This window comes from Pseudomonas sp. ATCC 13867 (genome assembly GCF_000349845.1).
Classification (GTDB): Bacteria; Pseudomonadota; Gammaproteobacteria; order Pseudomonadales; family Pseudomonadaceae; genus Pseudomonas.
In genome coordinates this window covers 5,480,940-5,503,503 of sequence record NC_020829.1, presented here as the reverse complement: position 1 = coordinate 5,503,503, position 22,564 = coordinate 5,480,940, and the positions used below count along the sequence as shown (strand labels likewise).

Genomic DNA, 22,564 nt, shown 5'->3' with positions numbered 1-22,564 from the left:
TTCGGCGCAACTGACTGATCCACAGGGGCTTTTCCCTGACCTCGAGGCCCGCGTGAAACTTTCCACAGTGCCTGTGGGGCGAATCTCGCAGAAGGTGTGGACAACCTGTACCCAGATCGCCGGAAGCCTCGCCGGGCGCGGATCCGTCAGTCCAGGTCATTTTTTGATCAATCGCCGAATGTCCGATGGATTCTGGCTTCCGGCGAATTTCATGCGGTGTTTTCCACATTGGCTGTGCAGCGTTCTGCCGGGAAGGTGTGGGCGGGTTGTGGATGGATGGCTGTAGCCGCGATGGTCACTGGGTTGCGTGGCGCTGGTCAATTTTCGTCCACGGGCGCCGGAGGTGACTGCCTATAATCCATGAACTGCGTGGCAGGAACCCTGGGGGCGGGAGATCAGCATGTCCAGTTACTCGGTGGAACAGATCCGCACGGTCGCCCTGGTCGGCCACGGCGACAGCGGCAAGACGCTGCTCGCGGAAGCGCTGCTGCAGGGTTGCGGCGCGATCACCAGCATGGGCTCGCTGGAGCGCGGCGACACTGCCTGCGACTCCGATCCCCTGGAGCGCGAATACCATCACTCGCTGGCCGCCGCCCTGGTGCATTTCGAGCATGAAGGCGCGCACGTCCGCCTGATCGATACGCCCGGCTATCCCGATTTCATCGGTCACGCACTGCCTGCGCTGGCGGCGGTGGAAACCGCCCTGGTGGTGGTCAATGCACAGAACGGTATCGAACTGACCACCCGGCGGATGATGGACTGGGCGGGCGAGCGCGGCCTGTGCCGGATGCTGGTGGTGAACAAGATCGACGCCGAGCGCGTGGACCTGCCGGCCTTGCTGGCGGATCTGCGCGAGGCGTTCGGCAAGGAGGTCCTGCCGCTGAACCTGCCGGCGGAGGGCGGCGCGCGGGTGGTGGACTGTTTCTTCGAGCCCGACGGCGAGGCGGACTTCTCCTCCGTGGCCGAGGCGCACCAGGCGCTGGTGGACCAGGTGGTGGAGATCGACGAGGCGCTGATGGCGCACTACCTGGAGGAGGGCGAGGTGGTGCCCGAAGCGCTGCACGAACCGTTCGAGCGGGCGCTGCGCGAGGGCCATCTGATTCCGTTGTGCTTCGTCTCGGCGCGCACCGGCGCGGGCATCGCGGAGCTGCTGAATGTGCTGGCGCGGCTGGCGCCCAATCCCGCCGAGGGCAATCCGCCGCTGTTCGTGCGCACCGACGAGAGCGGTGCGGTGGAGGGTTTCCATTCCGTGCCGGACCCCAAGGGCCACGTCCTGGCCCATGTGTTCAAGGTCGTGATCGACCCCTTCGTCGGCCGCCTGGCGGTGTTCCGCGTGCACCAGGGCACGCTGCAACGGGACATGCAACTGTTCGCCGGCGATGGCCGCAAGGCGTTCAAGGTCGGCCACCTGCTGCGCCTGCAGGGCAAGAAGCATGAAGAGGTGTCGCACCTGATTCCCGGCGACTTCGGCGCCCTGACCAAGGTCGACGAGCTGGAGTACGGCGTGGTGCTGCACGACTCCCACGACGAAGACCATATCCGCCTCACGCCGCTGAATTTCCCCACGCCCATGCAGGGCCTGGCGATCGAGGCCAGCCGCCGGGGCGACGAGCAGCGCCTGGCGGAAATCCTCCAGCGCCTGCAGGCCGAAGACCCCTGCGTGCGCCTGGACTACAACGCCTCGACCCAGGAAACCGTGCTGCGCGGCATGGGTGAGATGCACCTGCGCTACCTGCTCGAACGCATGTCCGGCCAGTACAAGCTGGAGGTGCAGACCCGCGCGCCCAGCGTGCCGTACCGGGAAACCGCCACGCGCATGGCCGAGGGGCACAGCCGGCACAAGAAGCAGACCGGCGGCGCCGGGCAGTTCGGCGAGGTGTTCCTGCGGGTGGAGCCGTTGCCGCGTGGCGGCGGGTTCGAGTTCATCGATGCGGTCAAGGGCGGGGTGATTCCCGGCCAGTTCATCGTGTCGGTGGAGAAGGGCGTGCGTTCGGCGCTGGCGGCGGGGCCGCTGGCGGGGTTCCCGGTGGCCGACGTCAGGGTCACCGTCTATGACGGCAAGAGCCATTCGGTGGATTCCAAGGACATCGCCTTCCAGGCCGCCGGGCGCAAGGCGATGCTCGATGCGCTGCGCAACGCCGGCGGGATCGTCCTGGAGCCGGTGGTGAGCATCGAGGTGACCGCGCCGGATACGCGCCTGGGCGACATCACCGCCGACCTGACGGGACGGCGTGGCCAGGTGATGGGCACCGAGTCGCTGTCGACCCATGTCGCGCTGATTCGTGGCCAGGTGCCGCTGGCGGAGCTGGAGGGCTACGCCAACCGGCTCAAGTCGATCACCGCCGGGCAGGGCCTCTACGACCTCTCGCCCAGTCACTACAGCGCAGTGCCGCAGGATGTGCAGCAGCGCCTGTCCAGCGGCTACAAGGCGACGCCGGAAGAAGATTGAAGCAATGTGGATAGTTGTCGCAGCCGGGGCGCGAAAGGCGCTCCGGCCGTGCGGTTGCGCGCCCGTTGCGGCTGACCCCGGCGGGAAGGGAAAAGCCAAGTGGCATGCGGGTTGCAGGCGGGATCGGAGCGGCCATCAGGTTCGGCCAGAGGTGTCTCCGGCCTTGCGCCGGGACACCCTTGGTCTGTGGATAACTCAGTGGGTAACGTGTGCGGCAGGTGGGGGCAGGCTGTGATCAGTACTCAATCACCACGTCGCCCTTGGGCACGCTGCAGCAGGACAGGATGTAGCCTTCGGCGACGTCCTCGTCGGTGATCCCGCCGTTGTGCTCCATCTCCACTTCGCCTGCGCGCTTCATCACCTTGCAGGTGCCGCAGATGCCCATGCCGCAGGCCTTGGGAATGTGCAGGCCGAGCTGCGCGGCGGCGGCGTGGACGGTCTCGCCCGGCGCCACGCGGATGCTCTTGCCGGTCTCGCAGAATTCCACGAGGTTCTGCTCGGCCAGGGGCACGGCCGGCGCCTCGGCGGCTTCGGCGGCCAGTTCCTTCACGTCGGCGCGGACTTCCGGCGGGGTCGGGCCGAAGGCCTCCTCGTGGTAGCGCGACATGTCGTAGCCCTCGGCTTCGAGCAGGCGCCTGACCGCGTGCATGTAGGGCGTCGGACCGCAGCAGAACACCTCGCGCTCGAGGAAGTCCGGCGCCATCAGCTGCAGCATCGCCTTGGTCAGGAAGCCCCGGTAGCCGGCCCAGGACTCGCCCATCTCGTACTTCTCGCAGATCAGGTGCAGCTTGAAGTTGTTGATCCGCGAGTTCATGTGCTCCAGCTCGCGGTGATAGATGATGTCCTTGGGCGTGCGCGCGCTGTGTACGAAGACCATGTCGACGTTGCCGTTGGTGTCGAAGAACCAGCGCGACATGGACATCACCGGAGTGATGCCGACGCCGCCGGAGAGGAACAGCACCTTCTCGGCCGGGAAGTCGATGGCGTTGAAGTTGCCCACCGGCCCGTGCACCGGGAGCTGGTCGCCTTCCTTGAGGTTGTCGTGCAGCCAGTTGGAGACCTTGCCGCCGGGCACGCGCTTGATGGTGATGGAGAAGCTGTAGGGCACCGAGGGCGAGCTGGAGATGGTGTAGGAACGCATGATCGGCACACCGTCGATCTCCAGTTCCAGGGTGACGAACTGCCCGGGCTTGAAGAAGAACATGATCGGCGCGTCGGCCATGAAGCAGAAGGTGCGCACATCCCAGGTTTCCTGGATGGCCTTGACGCAGCGCACCAGGTGGCGGCCGTTGGCCCAGGTCTGGGTGTTGACCGGATTGAGGAAGGTGTTCGTCGACATGCTGTCTCTCCGCGCACGCGGACCGTGCTGGGCCTGATGGGGCAGCGCCGGGGCCCGGTGTGCGCGTCGCGCTCGACGCACAGGTCACGGGGCCTTTCGGCATGCCTGATGGGGCGGATTGTGTGCACGACGATGCCCGCTGCATTTACCTGCCAGCGACATTTGCATGCTTATCGCGACCTGCCGCCTGGCACGTGCGGTTGCGCGTCGGGAAATGATCTGGCCGTGTCGCCCATGGATAAGGGTAATCCCGGGGTGCGGCCCCACACTCAGCTCCATGCCGAGCAACCCCCAAGGTTGAGCGAGACGGCGGGAAACGGCGCACTCGGCGCGCCTGGCACCCGCCGCGAACCCGCCCTGCGTGGCAACCGTATCAGCCACTTATTTCCGCCGGCGGCCCGTCGAGGCTGCGGCATGAGGACCTACCGATGGACGTCACCACTACCCTGAGTCTGGGCGATCCGCTGGAGCCGGCCCGCAAGGCCACCGCCGAGATGCTGCAGAGCCGCGACCACAGCTTCTCGCTGCCGCAGCCCTTCTATAACGACGAGCGCCTGTTCCAGATCGACATGCAGGAGATCTTCCACAAGGAGTGGCTGATTGCCGGCATGACCTGCGAGATTCCGACCAAGGGCAGCTTTCTCACCCTGCAGATCGGCGACAACCCGGTCATCGTCCTGCGCGGCGCGGAAGGGCAGATCCACGCCTTCCACAACGTCTGCCGCCACCGTGGCTCGCGCCTGTGCGTCAGCGACAAGGGCAAGGTCGCCAAGCTGGTCTGCCCCTATCACCAGTGGACCTACGAACTGGACGGCCGCCTGCTGTTCGCCGGCACCGAAATGGGCGCCGACTTCGACATGCAGGACTACAGCCTGAAACCGGTGAACGTGAAGACCGCCGGCGGCTACATCTTCATTTCGCTGGCGGAGAATCCGCCGGCCATCGACGACTTCCTGCGGACGCTCGAGCACTACATGGAGCCGTACGACATGGAGAACGCCAAGGTCGCGGTGCAGACCACGATCCGCGAAGCGGCCAACTGGAAGCTGGTGCTCGAGAACAACCGCGAGTGCTACCACTGCAACGGCTCGCACCCCGAACTGCTCAAGACCCTGCTGGAGTGGGACGATGTCACCGACCCGCGCGCCAGTCAGGCGTTCAAGGATCAGGTCGCCGCCTGCACCAGGGCCTGGGACGAGGAGAAGATCCCCTACGCCCACGAAAGCTTCGGCCTGCGCAACCGCATCGTGCGCATGCCGCTGCTCGACGGCACCGTGTCCATGACGATGGACGGCAAGCAGGGCTCGAAGAAGCTGATGGGTCGCATCAAGAACCCGGACCTGGGCTCCATGCGCATCCTGCACCTGCCGCACTCGTGGAACCACTGCATGGGCGACCACCTGATCGTCTTCACCGTGTGGCCGATCAGCGCCCAGGAAACCGTGGTCACCACCAAGTGGCTGGTGCACAAGGACGCGGTGGAGGGCGTCGACTATGACGTGGCGCGCCTGCGCGAAGTGTGGGACGCCACCAACGACCAGGACCGCCGGCTGGCCGAAGAGAACCAGCGCGGGATCAACTCCACCGCCTACCAGCCGGGGCCGTACTCCAAGACCTACGAGTTTGGCGTGATCAACTTCCTCGACTGGTACAGCGAGCGGCTGCTGAACAACCTGGGCGAGGAATCCGCCCACGCCCGCCTGGTCGCCGAGAAGTAACCCCTGCCCACCCAGCGCCCCCGCTTCCGGGGGCGTTGTCGTTCGGAGGAATCCACGTGGACGCCATGCTCTTCTACAGCAGCTCCGCCTTCGTCACCGGCCTGGTGGCGTGGAACCTCTTCGCCTGCTGGCGCAAGCGCTGAAGCCGCTGACGCGTTCCGCTTCCCTGTAGGAGCGAGCTTGCTCGCGAACCGGCCTGGCGCTGGCCCTGCCGGCGGATCGCGGACTTAGTTCTCTCGCGCAATACCCCCACTCGGCCTCCTGACGGGGCTCTGCGCGCCGGAGGCTCCCCTGGGAAAGCTCAGGAAGCGCTGCGTTTTGGAGCGAAGCGATACCCATCGCGGTGGATAACGCTGCGCGTTATCCATCCTACGGCGCTAGGGAGCCTCCTGTGGCGAAACAGCGGCAGGGTGCGGTTCGCGAGCAAGCTCGCTCCTACAGGTGCAGGCGCAGCGACACCCACAACCCTTCGTTTCCAGCCCGGTTTTCCCCACTGCGACGCAAACGCTGTCGCCCATGTCGCCGGCTTGACGCTTTCGGTATGACCCTGGTCGTTTTCGAAGCGGGTCGCCTCGGGGTGCAGGGATATCCTGCCTGCAAAGCGTCGGGGAAAAACCCGCCGCGCCAAGCCTGACAAGCCTTGCCTGACCAGCCGGCCCCGATAAGCCGACCCCGATAAGAGAGACGCCAAGATGAGCCCAGCCGAACTTCACGCCGACAGCATCGTCATCGATGGCCTGATCATCGCCAAATGGAACCGCGAGCTGTTCGAAGACATGCGCAAGGGCGGCCTGACCGCCGCGAACTGCACCGTGTCGGTGTGGGAAGGTTTCCAGGCGACGGTGAACAACATCGTCTCCAGCAGCAAGCTGATCCGCGACAACAGCGACCTGGTGCTGCAGGTGCGTACCACCAACGACATCCGCAAGGCCAAGGAACAGGGCAAGACCGGCATTCTCTTCGGCTTCCAGAACGCCCATGCGTTCGAGGACCAACTGGGCTACGTCGAGGTGTTCAAGCAGCTGGGCGTGGGCATCGTGCAGATGTGCTACAACACCCAGAACCTGGTCGGTACCGGCTGCTACGAGCGCGACGGCGGCCTCTCCGGCTTCGGCCGCGAGATCGTCGCGGAGATGAATCGCGTCGGCATCATGTGCGACCTGTCCCACGTCGGCTCGAAGACCTCCGAGGAAGTCATCCTCGAGTCGAAAAAGCCCGTCACCTACTCCCACTGCCTGCCGTCCGGCCTCAAAGAGCACCCACGCAACAAGTCCGACGCCGAGCTGAAGTTCATCGCCGACCACGGCGGCTTCGTCGGCGTGACCATGTTCGCGCCGTTCCTCGCCAAGGGCATCGACTCGACCATCGACGACTACGCCGAAGCCATCGAGTACGTGATGAACATCGTCGGCGAGGACGCCATCGGCATCGGCACCGACTTCACCCAGGGCCACGGCCAGGACTTCTTCGAGTGGCTGACCCACGACAAGGGTTACGCCCGCCGCCTCACCAGCTTCGGGAAGATCGTCAACCCGCTGGGCATCCGCACCGTGGGCGAATTCCCCAACCTCACCGAGACCCTGCTCAAGCGCGGCATGCCCGAGCGCGTGGTGCGCAAGGTCATGGGCGAGAACTGGGTGCGCATCCTCGGCGAAGTCTGGGGCGAGTAATCCGCTTTTCCCCCTCTCCCTCCGGGAGAGGGCCGGGGTGAGGGCCTGCCGCGCTCACCCGTAGATCCCCTCACCCCAACCCTCTCCCCAAGGGAGAGGGAGCCAAAAGAATTGGAGCGAAACCTCATGGCCAAACACGCCCCCGAACTGCCCATCGAAGTCGACAGCGAAACCGGCGTCTGGACCACCGATGCCCTGCCGATGCTCTACGTACCGCGGCACTTCTTCGTCAACAACCACATGGGCATCGAGGAAGAGCTGGGCGCCGAGCGCTATGCCGAAATCCTCTACAAGGCCGGCTACAAGTCCGCCTGGCACTGGTGCGAGAAAGAAGCCGAGTGCCACGGCCTGGTCGGCGTGGAAGTCTTCGAGCACTACATGAAGCGCCTGTCCCAGCGCGGCTGGGGCCTGTTCCAGATCGAGCAGATCGACCTCGACAAGGGCACTGCCCAGGTGCGCCTGAAGCATTCGGCCTTCGTCTACGTCTACGGCAAGGTAAACCGCAAGGTCGACTACATGTTCACCGGCTGGTTCGCCGGCGCCATGGACCAGATCCTCCAGGCCCGCGGCAGCGACATCCGCACCGTCGCCGAACAGGTCTACAGCGGCGCCGAGGAAGGCCACGACGACGGCCTGTTCGTCGTCAAACCGCTCTGACCTTCCTCGTGTAGGAGCGAGCTTGCTCGCGAACCAGCGGCCCGCAGGGCCGCCAGACAACAAGAAACCTCTGATCCCGTGAGGATGCCGCAATGGCTTTCGAGGCAATGTTCCAGCCGATCCAGATCGGCAAGCTGACCATCCGCAACCGCGTGCTCTCCACCGCCCACGCCGAGGTCTACGCCACCGATGGCGGCATGACCACCGAGCGCTACGTGAAGTACTACGAGGAGAAGGCCAAGGGCGGCATCGGCCTGGCCATCTGCGGCGGTTCCTCCGTGGTCGCCATCGACAGCCCGCAGGAATGGTGGAGCTCGGTGAACCTCTCCACCGACCGCATCATCCCGCACTTCCAGAACCTGGCCGACGCCATGCACAAGCATGGGGCCAAGATCATGATCCAGATTACCCACATGGGCCGTCGCTCGCGTTGGGACGGCTTCAACTGGCCGACCCTGATGTCGCCGTCCGGCATCCGCGAGCCCGTGCACCGCGCCACCTGCAAGACCATCGAGCCGGAAGAGATCTGGCGCGTGATCGGCAACTACGCCCAGGCGGCACGCCGGGCGAAGGAAGGCGGCCTGGACGGCGTCGAGCTGTCCGCCGTGCACCAGCACATGATCGACCAGTTCTGGAGCCCGCGCGTCAACAAGCGTACCGACGAGTGGGGCGGCTCCTTCGAAGGCCGCATGAAGTTCGGCCTGGAAGTGCTCAAGGCCGTGCGCAAGGAGGTCGGCGACGACTTCTGCGTCGGCATGCGCATCTGCGGCGACGAGTTCCACCCGGACGGCCTCACCCACGACGACATGAAGCAGATCGCCAAGTACTACAGCGACACCGGCATGATCGACTTCATCGGCGTGGTCGGCTCGGGCTGCGACACCCACAACACCCTGGCCAACGTCATCCCGAACATGACCTACCCGCCGGAGCCGTTCCTGCACCTGGCCGCCGGTATCAAGGAAGTGGTCAACGTGCCGGTGCTGCACGCGCAGAACATCAAGGACCCGAACCAGGCCACGCGCATCCTCGAAGGCGGCTACGTGGACATGGTCGGCATGACCCGCGCGCACATCGCCGACCCGCACCTGATCGCCAAGATCAAGATGGGCCAGGTCGACCAGATCAAGCAGTGCGTCGGCGCCAACTACTGCATCGACCGCCAGTACCAGGGCCTGGACGTGCTGTGCATCCAGAACGCCGCCACCTCCCGTGAATACATGGGCGTGCCGCACATCATCGAGAAGACCACCGGCGTGAAGCGCAAGGTCGTCGTCGTCGGTGGCGGCCCGGCCGGCATGGAAGCGGCGCGCGTCGCGGCCGAGCGTGGCCATGACGTCACCCTGTTCGAGAAGAAGGATCAGCTGGGCGGGCAGATCACCACCGCCTCGAAAGCCCCGCAGCGCGACCAGATCGCCGGCATCACCCGCTGGTACCAGCTGGAGCTGGCGCGCCTGAACGTCGACCTGCGCCTGGGCACCGGTGCGGACGCCGACACCATCCTCGACCTGCGCCCCGACGTGGTGGTGCTGGCCAACGGCGGCCATCCGTTCCTCGAGCAGAACGAGCACTGGGGCGCCGCCGACGGGCTGGTGGTCAGCAGCTGGGACGTGCTCGACGGCAAGGTCGCGCCGGGCAAGAACGTGCTGGTCTACGACACCATCTGCGAGTTCAGCGGCATGTCGGTGGCGGACTTCCTCGCCGACAAGGGCGCCCAGGTCGAGATCGTCACCGACGACATCAAGCCGGGCGTGGCCATCGGCGGCACCACCTTCCCGACCTACTACCGCAGCATGTACCCCAAGGAAGTGATCATGTCCGGCGACCTGATGCTGGAGAAGGTCTACCGCGAGGGCGACAAGCTGGTGGCGGTGCTGGAAAACGAATACACCGGCGCGAAAGAAGAGCGGGTGGTCGACCAGATCGTCGTGGAGAACGGCGTGCGTCCGGACGAGACGCTGTACTACGCACTCAAGCAGGGCTCGCGCAACAAGGGCCAGATCGACGTCGAGGCGCTGTTCGCGATCAAGCCGCAGCCGTGCCTCTCCGAACCGGGCGACGGCTACCTGCTGTTCCGCATCGGCGACTGCGTGGCCCAGCGCAACACCCACGCCGCGATCTATGACGCGCTGCGTCTGTGCAAGGACTTCTAAGGCACGCCCCATGAGGGTTTGAAATGTCCGGCAGGCACGGACGGCCCCCTCTCCCTCTGGGAGAGGGCGGGGGGTGAGGGTGGAACAGGTCGCGCCGATGTGTGGCTGGGAACACCCTCACCCTAACCCTCTCCCGGAGGGAGAGGGGACGAGCCCGCTGCCGACCTGAGGTCCCGTAGGGAGACCAGAAATGCTCAACATCATCCTCCCCATCCTGCTCTTCACCGCCCTCGGCCTCGCCGTGCTGGGTGCTGTGAAGCGCTTCTCGATGTGGCGCCGTGGCCGGCCCGCCCAGGTCGACTGGATCGGCGGCCTCATGAAGATGCCGCGCCGCTACCTGGTGGACCTGCACCATGTGGTCGAGCGCGACAAGTACATGTCCAGGACCCACGTGGCGACTGCCGGCGGCTTCGTTCTCGCCGCGCTGCTGGCCATCGTCGTGCACGGCTTCGGCCTGCACAGCCGGGTTCTTGGCTTCGCCCTGCTGGCGGCCACCGCGTTGATGTTCGGCGGCGCGCTGTTCGTCGCCAAACGACGCCTCGACCCGCCGTCACGGCTATCGAAAGGCCCGTGGATGCGCCTGCCGAAAAGCCTGCTGATGTTCTCCGCGAGCTTCTTCATCGCCACCCTGCCGGTGGCCGGCATCCTGCCCGAAGGCTTTGGTGGATGGTTCCTCGCGACGATTCTCGCGGTGGGCGTGGCCTGGGGCGTGTCCGAGCTGTTCTTCGGCATGACCTGGGGCGGCCCGATGAAGCACGCCTTCGCCGGCGCCCTGCACCTGGCCTGGCACCGCCGCGCCGAACGCTTCGGAGGAGGCCGCTCCACCGGTCTCAAGCCGCTGGACCTGCAAGACCCGATGGCACCCCTGGGCGTCGAGAAACCCACCGACTTCACCTGGAACCAGCTCCTCGGCTTCGACGCCTGCGTGCAGTGCGGCAAGTGCGAGGCCATGTGCCCGGCCTTCGCCGCCGGCCAGCCGCTGAACCCGAAGAAGCTCATCCAGGACATGGTCATCGGCCTGGCCGGCGGCAACGACGCCAACTTCGCCGGTAGCCCTTACCCCGGCAAACCGTTAGGTGAACACAGCGGCGGCCCGCACCAGCCGATCGTCTCGCTGGACGGCAAGGCGCTGGTGGATGCCGAGACCCTCTGGTCCTGCACTACCTGCCGCGCCTGCGTCGAGGAATGCCCGATGATGATCGAGCACGTCGATGCCATCGTCGACATGCGCCGCCACCTCACCCTGGAGAAGGGCGCGACCCCGAACAAGGGCGCCGAGGTGCTGGAAAACCTGATCGCCACCGACAACCCCGGCGGTTTCGCCCCCGGCGGCCGGCTGAACTGGGCGGCGGATCTGAACCTGCCGCTGCTGAGCGAGAAGAAGCAGGCCGACGTGCTGTTCTGGGTTGGCGACGGCGCCTTCGACATGCGCAACCAGCGCACCCTGCGCGCCTTCGTGAAGGTCATGCGCGCGGCCAACGTCGACTTCGCCGTGCTCGGCCTGGAAGAACGCGACAGCGGTGACGTGGCTCGCCGTCTGGGTGACGAGGCAACCTTCCAGACCCTCGCCAAGCGCAACATCACGAGCATGGCGCAGTACCGCTTCAAGAAGATCGTCAGCTGCGACCCGCACAGCTTCCACGTGCTGAAGAACGAGTACGGCGCGCTGGGCGGCAACTACGAGGTCCTGCACCACAGCACCTTCATCAACGAGCTGGTCGAGGCCGGCTCGTTGAACCTAGGGGAGCACAAGGGCGGCAGCGTGACCTACCACGACCCATGCTACCTGGGCCGCTACAACGGCGAATACGAAGCCCCGCGCGCTGTGCTCAAGGCCATCGGCATCGAGGTGAAGGAGATGCAACGCTCCGGCTTCCGCTCGCGCTGCTGCGGCGGTGGCGGCGGCGCGCCGATCACCGACATTCCCGGCAAGCAGCGGATTCCGGACATGCGCATGGTCGACATCCAGTCGACCGGCGCGGAGCTGGTGGCCGTGGGTTGCCCGCAGTGCACCGCGATGCTCGAAGGCGTGGTCGCCCCGCGCCCGGAGATCAAGGACATCGCCGAACTGGTCGCCGACGTGCTGATCGAGGCCACCGAGGTGCCGGCAAAAAAGCCGTCGCTGGCCAAGCGTGACGAAATGGCGGAGGTGCACTGATGAACTCATTGCACAGACCTGAACCTGTAGGAGCGAGCTTGCTCGCGAACCGCCCAAACTTCGGTGCTGATCCGTTCGCGAGCAATAACGAGGGCGTCCCCCTCGCTCCTACGAAAAGCACCTTCGCGCTGGAGGTCCAGTCATGAGCGACATCATCCGCCGCGACCCGCGTGCCGAGTGGATCGCCCGCAACCGCCTGCACCCGCTGCACGCGGCCATGCAATCGGCCCAGGGGGGTGAAACCCGCTGGATGGGGCCCAACGGTGTGGTGCGCAAGAACCCCCACGCAGTCGGCTTCATCGGCCCCAATGGCGTCAAGCGCATCGACCGCTCCGGTGGCCAGCAGGGGACCGGCGGCAAGCGCAGCAGCGCGCCGGAAGTGGTGCAGCTGCCGCTGGTGACGATCGAGCAACCGGCGTTCCTGATTGCCGTGGTGCCGGACATGGTCGGCGGCCGCCTCTCCAGCCACGACCGCGACCTGCTGGGCCTGGCCCGCAAGCTCGCCGGCAGCGACGGCGCGGTGCTGGCGGTGATCTTCGGCGAACACAAGGAATCCGCCTTCGATACCGCTGGCGTCGACCGCCTGCTGCAGATCGGCGGCAACGAATACGACGGCTACGCCCCGGAACAACGGGTGCTGGCGCTACGCTCGGTCAACAGCCAGTTCGCCCCGCGCCACTGGCTGCTGCCCGACAGTCGCAGCGGTGGCGGCGAACTGGGCCGGCGCCTGGCGGCAAGCCTTGGCGAGCGCCCGGCGACCCGCGTCTGGCAGGCCGAAGGCGAGCGCTGCGTCGGCCGTGCCGGTGCTGGCCAGCAGGACCTGCACCGCGAGCTGCCGCGGCTGATCCTGGCCGCAGCGGAGTGCGCCGAACCGGTCAGCGAGACCCGCCATGAAGCCCGCGCAGTCGAGTTGGACTCCAGCGTCGCGCGCAACCTCCCGCGTATCGAAGACCTCGGCCCGGTGGCCGTGGACCCGGCGCAGATTCCCATGGCCGAGGCGGAGTTCATCCTCTCCGGCGGCAATGGCGTGAAGGACTGGAGCCTGTTCCACAGTGCCGCCGTCGCCCTCGGCGCCACCGAAGGGGCTTCCCGCGTGGCGGTGGACGACGGCCACATGCCGCGCGCCCGCCAGGTTGGCGCCACCGGCACCTGGGTCACCGCGCGGGTCTATCTCGCCGTCGGCATCTCCGGCGCGATCCAGCACCTGCAGGGCATCGGTTCCTGCGACAAGGTCGTGGCGATCAACATGGACCCGGGCTGCGACATGATCAAGCGCGCCGATCTCTCGGTGATCGGCGACTCGTCGGCGATCCTCCAGGCGCTGATCCGTCTGGCCGAGGAATATCGCAATGGAGCGGCGCGCGATGCGGCATAGCAGTGCAACGTCCCCTGTAGGAGCGAGCTTGCTCGCGAACCTGCTGGGCCAAACGCTTCGCGAGCAAGCTCGCTCCTACACCGCTTCTGAGGTGTCTGATGAATGACCTGAACATCGTCGCCCTGGTTTCCATCGGAGCCCACCCGGCGTCCGGCCGAGCGCGCCGCGCCGACCAGGACGCCCGCGCGGTGGAGCTGGGCATGAGCCTTGCCGGCAAGCGCCTGCGCGTGGTGCATGCCGGCGATGCCGGGGAAGAAGCGCTGCGCGGCTACCTGGGCATGGGCCTGGACGAACTGGCGGTGCTGGAGCAGCCCGCAGGCGCCGATGCCTTGCCGGCGCTGGCGGCCTATCTCGGCGACAGCGATGCGCAACTGGTGCTCACCGGCACCCAGGCGGAGACCGGCGAAGGCTCCGGCATGCTGCCGTTCCTGCTTGCAGAACGCCTGGGCTGGCCGCTGGTGGTGGGGCTCGCGGAAGTGGAAAAGGTGGAGAACGGCAGCGCGCAGGTGTTGCAGGCACTGCCCCGTGGCCAGCGCCGCCGGCTGAAGGTGCGCCTGCCCTTCGTCGCCAGCGTCGACAATGCCGCCCCGGTCGCCCGGCAAAGCGCCTTCGGCCCGGCCCGCCGTGGCTATCTGGAGGCCACCGAGGTGGATGTGGTGGTCGATCCGCTGCTCGCAGAAGGCAACCTGCAATCCGCGCGCCCGCGTCCCAAGCGCCTGAAGGTGATCAAGGCCAAGACCGGCGCCGAACGGATGAAGGCCGCCACCGCCAAGGCTTCCGGCGGTACCGGCCAGGTGCTCAAGGACCTGTCTCCCGAGGCGGGCGCCGAGGCGATCTTCAAGCTGCTGCGCGAGGAAGGTGTGATTCGCGTCTGACCGAGCTGAACTGCTCTTCGTAGGAGCGAGCTTGCTCGCGAACCCGCCCGGCTTCGGTGCGGCCGGCAAACACTGTTCGCGAGCAAGCCCGCTCCTACAAAATCGCGCCTCTGCCTTCCTGGTAATTTCCGTAGGAGCGGACTTAGTCCGCGATTTTCCGGTCCAACCCCCGGTGGCGGCCGGAAACTATTGAAATAACACGAGAATCAGCTCGTAAGCCATTGAATTGACAGCATGCGGCTTATCCGAAGATCGCCGTTTTTGCTGGCCCCGAGGCGTCCCTTTCTTTATCCTCCGCACCCTTTGAAAGGCTTTGCGGAGGCTCCCATGCTCGATTCCACCCTCGAACAACTTGAACAGCTGGTCGCCGAACTGCTGCAGCAGAATGACGTGCTGGTGCAGGACAACGCCGCCGTGCGCGAAGAGCTGCTCAAGGTCCGTGAGGAAAACGACAGCCTGCAATTGTCCCTCATGGAGCAGGAAGAGAAGCACAACGCGACCACCACCCGCCTGCAGGCGCTGATCCGCCGCGTCAGCGACAGCCGCGCCCACGCATGAGTGACGACGGCGTCCGCGTCCTGCGCATTCTCGGGCGCGAATACAGCGTCCGGGCGCCGGCCGGTGAAGAGCGCCGGCTGCAGGACGCGGCCGCGCTGTTGCAGGCGGAGATCGCCGCCAGCAAGAAGAAATTTCCCTACGTCACCAGCAATGAACTGATGGTGCTCTCCGCGCTCAACCTGTGCGCTCGCCAGCTCGGCGAAGAGGGCCAGGCGCTCGACGATGCGGACACTGTCGAGCGTATCGCCGCCCTCAACCGGCGGATTCTCGATCACCTGCAGCGGCAGGACTGATCTCCGCGCATCTCTGCTTTTTGTAGGAGCGAGGGGGACGCCTTCGTTATTGCTCGCGAACCTAATCCTGCACCGGCACCACCGGGGTGAGATCGTGTTCGCGAGCAAGCTCGCTCCTACAGTCTGCGTCGGATAACCGCGAACGGTTTTACGCCCTGTGTCTCGCCACCAAATCGCAGGCAAAAAAAGGGGACACCGGGGTAAGCGGTGTCCCTTCTAAAGGAGAGTGGGCCAAAAGGCCCCTCAACCGGTGAGACGTGGCGCTGCGGGTAAACCCGCGGCGCCGGGTATAAAAGAAGGGATCGGGGGTAACCAATCCCTGAAAGGTGAGGGAGGAATACTCCCCCTCAACCGGTGAGACGTGCCCGGCTCGTGCCGGGCGGATGATCAGGCGCGCAGCGGAATCAGGCGCGGGGCGATCATGTTTTCCGGCTTGAGGATGTCGGCCAGGGTGGCCTCGTCCAGCAGCTTCTCCTCGCGTACCAGTTCCAGGACGCCGCGGCCGGTTTCCAGCGCGGTCTTGGCGATACGGGTGGAGTTCTCGTAGCCGATGTAGGGGTTCAGCGCGGTCACCAGGCCGATGCTGTGCTCCACCAACTGATGGCAGCGCTCGACGTTGGCGGTGATACCGCTGATGCAGTGCTCGCGCAGCATGTCCATCGCGCGCTGGAGCAGGCGGATCGAGTCGAGAACCTTGTAGGCGATCAGCGGCTCCATCACGTTCAGCTGCAACTGGCCGCCTTCGGCCGCGATGGTCAGCGCCAGGTCGTTGCCCATGATTTCGAAGGCGCACATGTTCACCGCCTCCGGGATCACCGGGTTGACCTTGCCCGGCATGATCGAGCTGCCCGGCTGGCGCGGCGGCAGGTTGATCTCGTTGATGCCGGTACGCGGACCGCTGGAGAGCAGGCGCAGGTCGTTGCAGATCTTCGACAGCTTGACCGCGGTGCGCTTGAGCATGCCGGAGAACAGCACGAAGGCGCCCATGTCGGAGGTGGCTTCGATCAGGTCGGCGGCCGGGACGACCGGCTGGCCGCTGATGGCTGCCAGGCGCTCGACGGCCAGCTTCTGGTAGCCGGGGTCGGCGTTGATGCCGGTACCGATGGCGGTGCCGCCGAGGTTCACCTCGGTCAGCAGCTCCGGCGCCAGGCGACGCAGGCGGTCGAGGTCTTCGCCCAGGGTGGTGGCGAAGGCGTGGAATTCCTGGCCGAGGGTCATCGGCACCGCGTCCTGCAGCTGGGTACGGCCCATCTTCAGTACGCCGGCGAACTCTTCGCCCTTGGCGGCGAAGGCCTGGATCAGGCTGTCGAGGCTGGCCAGCAGGGTGTCGTGGCCGAGCAGCAGGCCCAGGCGGATGGCGGTCGGGTACGCGTCGTTGGTCGACTGCGCCATGTTCACGTCGTTGTTCGGGTGCAGGTACTTGTACTCGCCCTTGGCATGGCCCATGGCTTCGAGCGCGATGTTCGCAATGACTTCGTTCGCGTTCATGTTGGTCGAGGTGCCGGCGCCACCCTGGATCATGTCCACCACGAACTGGTCGTGGAAGTCGCCACGGATCAGGCGAGCGCAGGCTTCGCTGATGGCGGCGTGCTTCTCGGCGGGCAGGTGGCCGAGCTGGTGGTTGGCATCGGCTGCCGCCTGCTTGACCATCGCCAGGCCTACGACCAGTTTCGGGTAGTGCGACAGCGGCACGCCCGAGAGGCGGAAGTTGTTCACAGCGCGCAGGGTCTGAATGCCGTAGTAGGCGTCAGAAGGTACTTCGAGGGTGCCGAGGAGGTCTTTCTCGATGCGGAACGATGCAACAGGGGACATGACGGGGATTGTCTCGGAGAAACACGGCCAGTGCCGCGATGCCCGGTAGACTAGGGATTTCGCCGATCGTCGGCCAATGCTGTTAAAAGCTGTCTCATGCACAAACGGCATAATGTACCCTGTGACGAATGGATGACGGCGAGCGTGTGACTGTGCTACGCACGCCCGGCTCCTGACCTTGTGAGAATGCGTTGGAGTTGACGTGAACCTCGAAACCAAATGGCTGGAAGACTTCAGCACCCTGGCCGCCACCCGCAGCTTTTCCCAGGCGGCGGAGAAACGCTTCGTCACCCAGCCGGCCTTCAGCCGGCGCATTCGCAGCCTGGAGGACGCCCTCGGGCTGACGCTGGTGAACCGCCAGCGCACGCCCATCGAGCTGACCGAGGCGGGGCAACTGTTCCTGGTCACCGCCCGCGCGGTGGTCGAGCAGCTCGGCCAGGTGGTGCGTCACCTGCACCATCTGGAGGGCGGGCAGGGCGAGGTGTTGCAGTTCGCCGCCGCGCACTCGCTGGCGCTGGGCTTCTTCCCGGCGTGGATCGCCCGCCTGCGTTCGGAAGGGCTGAACATCGCCAGCCGCCTGGTGGCGACCAACGTCGGTGAGGCGGTGCACCTGCTGCGCGAAGGCGGCTGCGACCTGATGCTGGCTTTCTATGACCCGGACGCCGCGTTGCAGATGGACCCGGAAGTCTTCCCCTCGCTGCACCTGGGCCGCACCGAGATGCTGCCGGTGTGCGCGGTGAACTCCGCCGGCGTGCCGCTCTACGACCTCGACAGCGGCCAGAGCGTGCCGCTGCTCGCTTACAGCGCCGGCGCCTTCCTCGGTCGCGGGGTGAACCTGCTGCTGCGCCAGCGCAACCTGCGCTACACCACGGTTTATGAAACGGCGATGGCCGACAGCCTGAAGAGCATGGCGCTGCAGGGCATGGGCGTGGCCTGGGTGCCACGGCTGAGCATGGAGGCGGAGCTGGCGCGCGGCGAGCTGGCGCTGTGCGGCGGCCCGCACTGGATCGTCCCGCAGGAAATCCGCCTGTACCGCTGTGCCCTGGTGCGCAAGGCGCAGATCCGCTTGCTGTGGCGCAAGCTGGAGGGCGGGCTGGGGCTGGGGGAGACCGCCTGAGGCGGGGAGGTTTGGCCGTTCGGGGGTTGCGTTGCAGTGGTGTGCTGAACTGTAGGAGCGAGCTTGCTCGCGAACCGTGTTTTCTGGTGGCTTCGGTGCTTGGCCTGAAGAGCGCCCTCTCCCTGAAGGGAGAGGGCGCGAAGTAATGCCCCGCTCCAAAGCCCCCGGCAAAACACCTCGCCCGTCACTCCCGCGAACGCGGGAGCCCAGCGCCTGAGTCCTACATCTCGACGACGATCCGCCCTTCGATCTGCCCGGCGCGCATACGGTCGAGGATGGCGTTGATGTCATCCAGCTTGCCGGAGGCGACGGTGGCCTTCACCAGGCCTTCGCCGGCAAAGTCCAGGGCTTCCTGCAGGTCGGCGCGGGTGCCGACGATGGAGCCGGTGATGTGCAGGCCCTTGAGCACCACGTCGAAGATCGGCGTGGGGAAGTCGCCCGGCGGCAGGCCGACCAGCGACACGCTGCCGCCCCGGCGAGCCATGCCGATGCCCTGGCCGAAGGCGCTGTTGGATACCGCCGTGACCAGCACGCCGTGGGCGCCGCCGATATCGCGCTGGACTACCTCGACCGGGTCTTCCGTCTTCGCGTTGACGGTCAGGCTGGCGCCCAGGCGCCTGGCCAGTTCCAGCTTGGCGTCGTCCACGTCCACCGCCACCACATGCAGGCCCATGGCCTTGGCGTATTGCACGGCGACGTGGCCGAGGCCGCCGATGCCGGAGATCGCCACCCACTGGCCGGGGCGCGCGCCGGTTTCCTTCAGGCCCTTGTAGACGGTGACGCCCGCGCAGAGGATCGGCGCGATCTCGAGGAAGCCGACGTCCCTGGGCAGGATGCCGACGTAGTTCGGGTCCGCCAGCACGTATTCGGCGTAGCCGCCGTTCACCGAGTAGCCGGTGTTCTGCTGGCTCTCGCAGAGAGTTTCCCAGCCGGTCAGGCAGTGCTCGCAGCAACCGCAGGCGGTATACAGCCAGGGTACGCCGACGCGGTCGCCTTCCTTCACGCGGGTGACGCCGGCGCCGACCGCGGCGACGAAACCGACGCCTTCATGGCCGGGAATGAACGGCAGGCTCGGCTTTACCGGCCAGTCGCCTTCGGCGGCGTGCAGGTCGGTGTGGCAGACGCCGGAGGCCTCAATCTTCACCAGGATCTGCCCGGGGCCGGGCAGCGGGACTTTGACTTCCTCGATCCGCAGCGGCTCGCCAAAGGCGTGGACGACGGCGGCTTTCATGGTCGTGGGCAGGGTCATGGACATTGCGCTCGCTCCTTGAAGGGTGAGGTGCCTGCCCCATCCGGGCAGGGATGTATCGGAAGAGTCTGAGCCTCTGAGACTAGGTCATCTTGAGTTGAGGCAAGCTTTTCCGAAGTCGCTGCAGGGCGATTCAATCGGGGAATGACGAAATCGGGACCAATGGTCATGCCCAGTGCACTCCGCCGCGCCCTTTGCGGTATACTGCGCCGCCTTCAAGCCGGCACTGCCCGCCGGTTTGGCCACGTACAAGCCACGCCTTTCACGAGCGTGGCTTGTTGGTTTCTGACGCGCCCAAGAGCGCACTTGAGAGAGGCACGACGATGAGCGCACTGGTTGGCGTGATCATGGGCTCCAAATCCGACTGGAGCACCCTGAGCCACACCGCGGACATGCTGGACAAGCTGGGCATTCCGTATGAAGTGAAGGTGGTTTCCGCCCACCGCACCCCGGACCTGCTCTTCCAGTACGCCGAAGAGGCCGACGGTCGCGGCATCGAAGTGATCATCGCCGGCGCCGGCGGTGCCGCCCACCTGCCGGGCATGTGCGCCGCCAAGACCCACCTGCCGGTGCTCGGCGTGCCGGTGCAGTCCTCCATGCTCTCGGGCGTCGATTCGCTGCTGTCCATCGTGCAGATGCCCGCGGGCGTCCCGGTCGCCACCCTGGCCATCGGCAAGGCCGGCGCCACCAACGCAGCGTTGCTGGCCGCCAGCATCCTGGGCGGCAAGTACCCGAAGTACCACGAAGCGCTGAAGCAGTTCCGTACCACCCAGACCGAATCGGTCCTGGACAATCCGGACCCGCGCGACGCGTGAGCAATGGGCGCCCGCGCGGCGCCCCCGAACAGTGTCAGCAAGCACAGGCTCGAACCATGAAAATCGGTGTCATCGGTGGCGGTCAGCTCGGCCGCATGTTGTCCCTGGCGGGTACTCCGCTGGGCATGAACTTCGCCTTCCTCGATCCGGCGCCGGACGCCTGCGCGCAAGCGCTCGGCGAGCATATCCGCGCCGATTACAGCGACCAGGACCACCTGCGCCAGCTGGCCGATGAAGTCGACCTGGTGACCTTCGAGTTCGAGAGCGTGCCGGCCGAGACCGTGGCCTTCCTCTCGCAGTTCGTGCCGGTCTACCCGAACGCCGAGTCGCTGCGCATCGCCCGCGACCGCTGGTTCGAGAAGTCCATGTTCAAGGACCTGGGGATCCCGACCCCGGCCTTCGCCGACGTGCAGTCCCAGGCCGACCTCGACGCCGCGGTGGCCAGCATCGGCCTGCCGGCGGTGATGAAGACCCGCACCCTGGGCTACGACGGCAAGGGCCAGAAGGTCCTGCGCAAGGCCGAGGACGTCACCGGCGCCTTCGCCGAACTGGGCAGCGTGCCCTGCATCCTCGAAGGCTTCGTGCCCTTCACCGGCGAAGTCTCGCTGGTGGCGGTACGCGCCCGCGACGGCGAAACCCGTTTCTACCCGCTGGTGCACAACACCCACGAGAACGGCATCCTGCGCCTCTCCGTGGCCAGCACCGAGCACCCGCTGCAGGCGCTGGCCGAGAACTATGTCGGCCGCGTGCTGGACAAGCTGGAATACGTCGGCGTCATGGCCTTCGAGTTCTTCGAGGTCGACGGCGGCCTGAAGGCCAACGAGATCGCCCCGCGCGTGCACAACTCCGGCCACTGGACCATCGAAGGTTCCGAGTGCAGCCAGTTCGAGAACCATGTGCGGGCCATCGCCGGCCTGCCGCTGGGCTCGACCGCGAAAGTGGGCGAGAGCGCCATGCTCAACTTCATCGGCGAAGTGCCGCCGGTGGCCGACGTGCTGAACATCGCCGACTGCCACCTGCACCACTACGGCAAGGCCTTCAAGGCCGGGCGCAAGGTCGGCCACGTCACCCTGCGCAGTGCCGACCTGCCGACCCTGAAGGTGCGCATCGCCGAGGTCGAGGCGCTGATCTCCAACGGCTGACGCCCCGCCGCACGCCGCGTTCCAGGAAAAGCCGCGTCGAGTTTCGACGCGGCTTTTTTCTGTCCGCTGTCCCGTCCTGAATAAGGTTTACACCTTCGCCCTTATTTTCAGGAGAACTCCGATGGTAGAAGGTGTGCGGCGCCGCCGATCGCTCTGGCCAGTGGCTGGAACACGGAACGCCGGCGTTTTCTACACTGTCCCATGACAGCGCGCACCCACCGCGCTCAAACCCACAAGGAGGGACTGTCATGGGCTTAATCGGAACCATCGTCATCGGCTTGATCGTCGGACTCATCGCGCGCTTCATCAAACCGGGCGACGACAGCATGGGCTGGATCATGACCATCCTGCTCGGCATCGGCGGCTCGCTGTTGGCCACCTACGGCGGCCAGGCGCTGGGCATCTATGCCGTGGGCCAGGCGGCGGGCTTCATCGGCGCAGTGATCGGCGCCATCGTCCTGCTGGTCATTTACGGTCTGATCAAGAAGAATTGACGGTGATTTCCGCCCCTCTCCCATGACGGGAGAGGGCGCTGGAGAAATTCCTGCCTGTGCCCGAGCGGGCCTTTCGAGTCCACGATGCGCCATACATTGCTTGCCTGCAGCCTGGTGCTGCTGACGTCCCTGGCATCCGCCGCCGAACTTCCCGAAACCGATTGGCTGTCCCTGATGCCGCCGAGCGACCGCCAGGCGCTGGAAGACATGCCGGAAATCACCCATGCTGGCCCCGAGGCCAACGGCACCTTCACCAACAAGGGAGGCCTGAAGCAGGCCGACAAGAAGTTGCCGCAGGTGATGTATTCCACGAAGACTGTCGCCGCTCTGAACGGCAAGGCGCTGCGGCTGGGCGGCTACCCGGTGCCGCTGGAGAACGACGCCAAGGGCCGCGTCACCGCGTTCTTCCTGGTGCCTTATCCGGGCGCCTGCATCCATGTTCCGCCACCGCCGCCGAACCAGATCGTGCTGGTGCGCTATCCCAAGGGCATCCAGATCGAGGACATCTACAACCCCCTCTGGGTCAGCGGCACGCTGAAGGTCGAAACGGTCAGCAACGACATGGCCGACGCCGCCTATGCCATCGACGACGCCAAGGTGCGGCCGGTGGAAGAGAGCGATCTGTAGCCGCCAGTTTTCGCAGGAACGGACCCTGTCCGCGATTGGAATGCTGCCGACGTGGTTCGCGAG

18 protein-coding genes are annotated in these 22,564 nt (G+C 66.1%); 15 read left to right on the top strand and 3 right to left on the bottom strand.

Features of this window, described 5'->3' with window-relative positions; all coding sequences use genetic code 11:
• Positions 1-400: 400 nt before the first annotated feature.
• Entirely contained in the window at positions 401-2,449 is a 2,049-nt protein-coding gene (gene fusA, locus H681_RS24630; RefSeq protein ID WP_015479617.1) for an elongation factor G, read from the top strand.
• A 235-nt stretch (positions 2,450-2,684) separates the two neighbouring features.
• Here the strand turns inward: fusA and gbcB are convergent, their stop codons facing one another.
• The gene (gbcB, locus tag H681_RS24625) at positions 2,685-3,788 is read right to left on the bottom strand and encodes a glycine-betaine demethylase subunit GbcB (RefSeq protein ID WP_015479616.1); all 1,104 of its coding nucleotides are present in this window, start codon (positions 3,786-3,788) and stop codon (positions 2,685-2,687) included.
• A 428-nt stretch (positions 3,789-4,216) separates the two neighbouring features.
• On the opposite strand from gbcB, the gene gbcA reads away from it, so the two are divergent.
• From gbcA to H681_RS24580, 9 genes are all read left to right on the top strand, one after another.
• Positions 4,217-5,506: a glycine-betaine demethylase subunit GbcA gene (gene gbcA, locus H681_RS24620; RefSeq protein ID WP_015479615.1), complete on the top strand. Its 1,290-nt coding sequence runs from the start codon at positions 4,217-4,219 to the stop codon at positions 5,504-5,506.
• Between the two features lie 692 nt (positions 5,507-6,198).
• On the top strand, positions 6,199-7,176 hold the full coding sequence (locus H681_RS24615; RefSeq protein ID WP_015479614.1) for a dipeptidase: 978 nt from the start codon (positions 6,199-6,201) through the stop codon (positions 7,174-7,176).
• A gap of 126 nt (positions 7,177-7,302) precedes the next feature.
• Positions 7,303-7,833, top strand: coding sequence for a 4-vinyl reductase (locus H681_RS24610; RefSeq protein ID WP_015479613.1), 531 nt, complete (start codon positions 7,303-7,305; stop codon positions 7,831-7,833).
• 92 nt (positions 7,834-7,925) lie between these two features.
• On the top strand, positions 7,926-9,986 hold the full coding sequence (gene dgcA / locus H681_RS24605) for a dimethylglycine demethylation protein DgcA (RefSeq protein ID WP_015479612.1): 2,061 nt from the start codon (positions 7,926-7,928) through the stop codon (positions 9,984-9,986).
• Positions 9,987-10,176: 190 nt separating this feature from the next.
• A complete protein-coding gene (gene dgcB / locus H681_RS24600; RefSeq protein ID WP_015479611.1) occupies positions 10,177-12,144 on the top strand; it encodes a dimethylglycine demethylation protein DgcB in 1,968 nt (655 codons plus the stop codon).
• Between the two features lie 142 nt (positions 12,145-12,286).
• Positions 12,287-13,519: an electron transfer flavoprotein subunit alpha gene (gene etfA / locus H681_RS24595; protein WP_015479610.1), complete on the top strand. Its 1,233-nt coding sequence runs from the start codon at positions 12,287-12,289 to the stop codon at positions 13,517-13,519.
• A 98-nt stretch (positions 13,520-13,617) separates the two neighbouring features.
• Complete coding sequence (gene etfB / locus H681_RS24590; RefSeq protein ID WP_015479609.1) at positions 13,618-14,394, top strand: electron transfer flavoprotein subunit beta; 777 nt, start codon at positions 13,618-13,620, stop codon at positions 14,392-14,394.
• Positions 14,395-14,721: 327 nt separating this feature from the next.
• Positions 14,722-14,952 (top strand): hypothetical protein, encoded by a 231-nt coding sequence (locus H681_RS24585; RefSeq protein WP_015479608.1) that lies wholly within the window; start codon positions 14,722-14,724, stop codon positions 14,950-14,952.
• Entirely contained in the window at positions 14,949-15,245 is a 297-nt protein-coding gene (locus tag H681_RS24580) for a cell division protein ZapA (RefSeq protein WP_015479607.1), read from the top strand. The genes H681_RS24585 and H681_RS24580 overlap by 4 nt, the downstream gene beginning before the upstream one ends.
• A 387-nt stretch (positions 15,246-15,632) precedes the next feature.
• On the opposite strand, the gene H681_RS24575 is transcribed toward H681_RS24580, so the two are convergent.
• A complete protein-coding gene (locus H681_RS24575) occupies positions 15,633-17,057 on the bottom strand; it encodes an aspartate ammonia-lyase (RefSeq protein WP_015479606.1) in 1,425 nt (474 codons plus the stop codon).
• Between the two features lie 202 nt (positions 17,058-17,259).
• Between H681_RS24575 and H681_RS24570 the strand changes: the two genes are divergently transcribed.
• On the top strand, positions 17,260-18,174 hold the full coding sequence (locus H681_RS24570) for a LysR substrate-binding domain-containing protein (RefSeq protein WP_015479605.1): 915 nt from the start codon (positions 17,260-17,262) through the stop codon (positions 18,172-18,174).
• 220 nt (positions 18,175-18,394) lie between these two features.
• Here the strand turns inward: H681_RS24570 and adhP are convergent, their stop codons facing one another.
• Positions 18,395-19,423 (bottom strand): alcohol dehydrogenase AdhP, encoded by a 1,029-nt coding sequence (gene adhP, locus H681_RS24565; protein ID WP_015479604.1) that lies wholly within the window; start codon positions 19,421-19,423, stop codon positions 18,395-18,397.
• Positions 19,424-19,746: 323 nt separating this feature from the next.
• On the opposite strand from adhP, the gene purE reads away from it, so the two are divergent.
• The 4 genes from purE (at position 19,747) to H681_RS24545 (ending at position 22,501) form a co-directional block, all read left to right on the top strand.
• Positions 19,747-20,238 carry a 5-(carboxyamino)imidazole ribonucleotide mutase gene (gene purE, locus H681_RS24560; RefSeq protein ID WP_015479603.1) on the top strand — a complete coding sequence of 164 codons (492 nt, stop codon included), beginning with the start codon at positions 19,747-19,749 and terminating at the stop codon, positions 20,236-20,238.
• Positions 20,239-20,294: 56 nt separating this feature from the next.
• Complete coding sequence (locus H681_RS24555; protein WP_015479602.1) at positions 20,295-21,380, top strand: 5-(carboxyamino)imidazole ribonucleotide synthase; 1,086 nt, start codon at positions 20,295-20,297, stop codon at positions 21,378-21,380.
• A 248-nt stretch (positions 21,381-21,628) separates the two neighbouring features.
• Positions 21,629-21,874 carry a GlsB/YeaQ/YmgE family stress response membrane protein gene (locus H681_RS24550; protein WP_015479601.1) on the top strand — a complete coding sequence of 82 codons (246 nt, stop codon included), beginning with the start codon at positions 21,629-21,631 and terminating at the stop codon, positions 21,872-21,874.
• 84 nt (positions 21,875-21,958) lie between these two features.
• Complete coding sequence (locus H681_RS24545; RefSeq protein WP_015479600.1) at positions 21,959-22,501, top strand: DUF3299 domain-containing protein; 543 nt, start codon at positions 21,959-21,961, stop codon at positions 22,499-22,501.
• Positions 22,502-22,564: the final 63 nt, after the last annotated feature.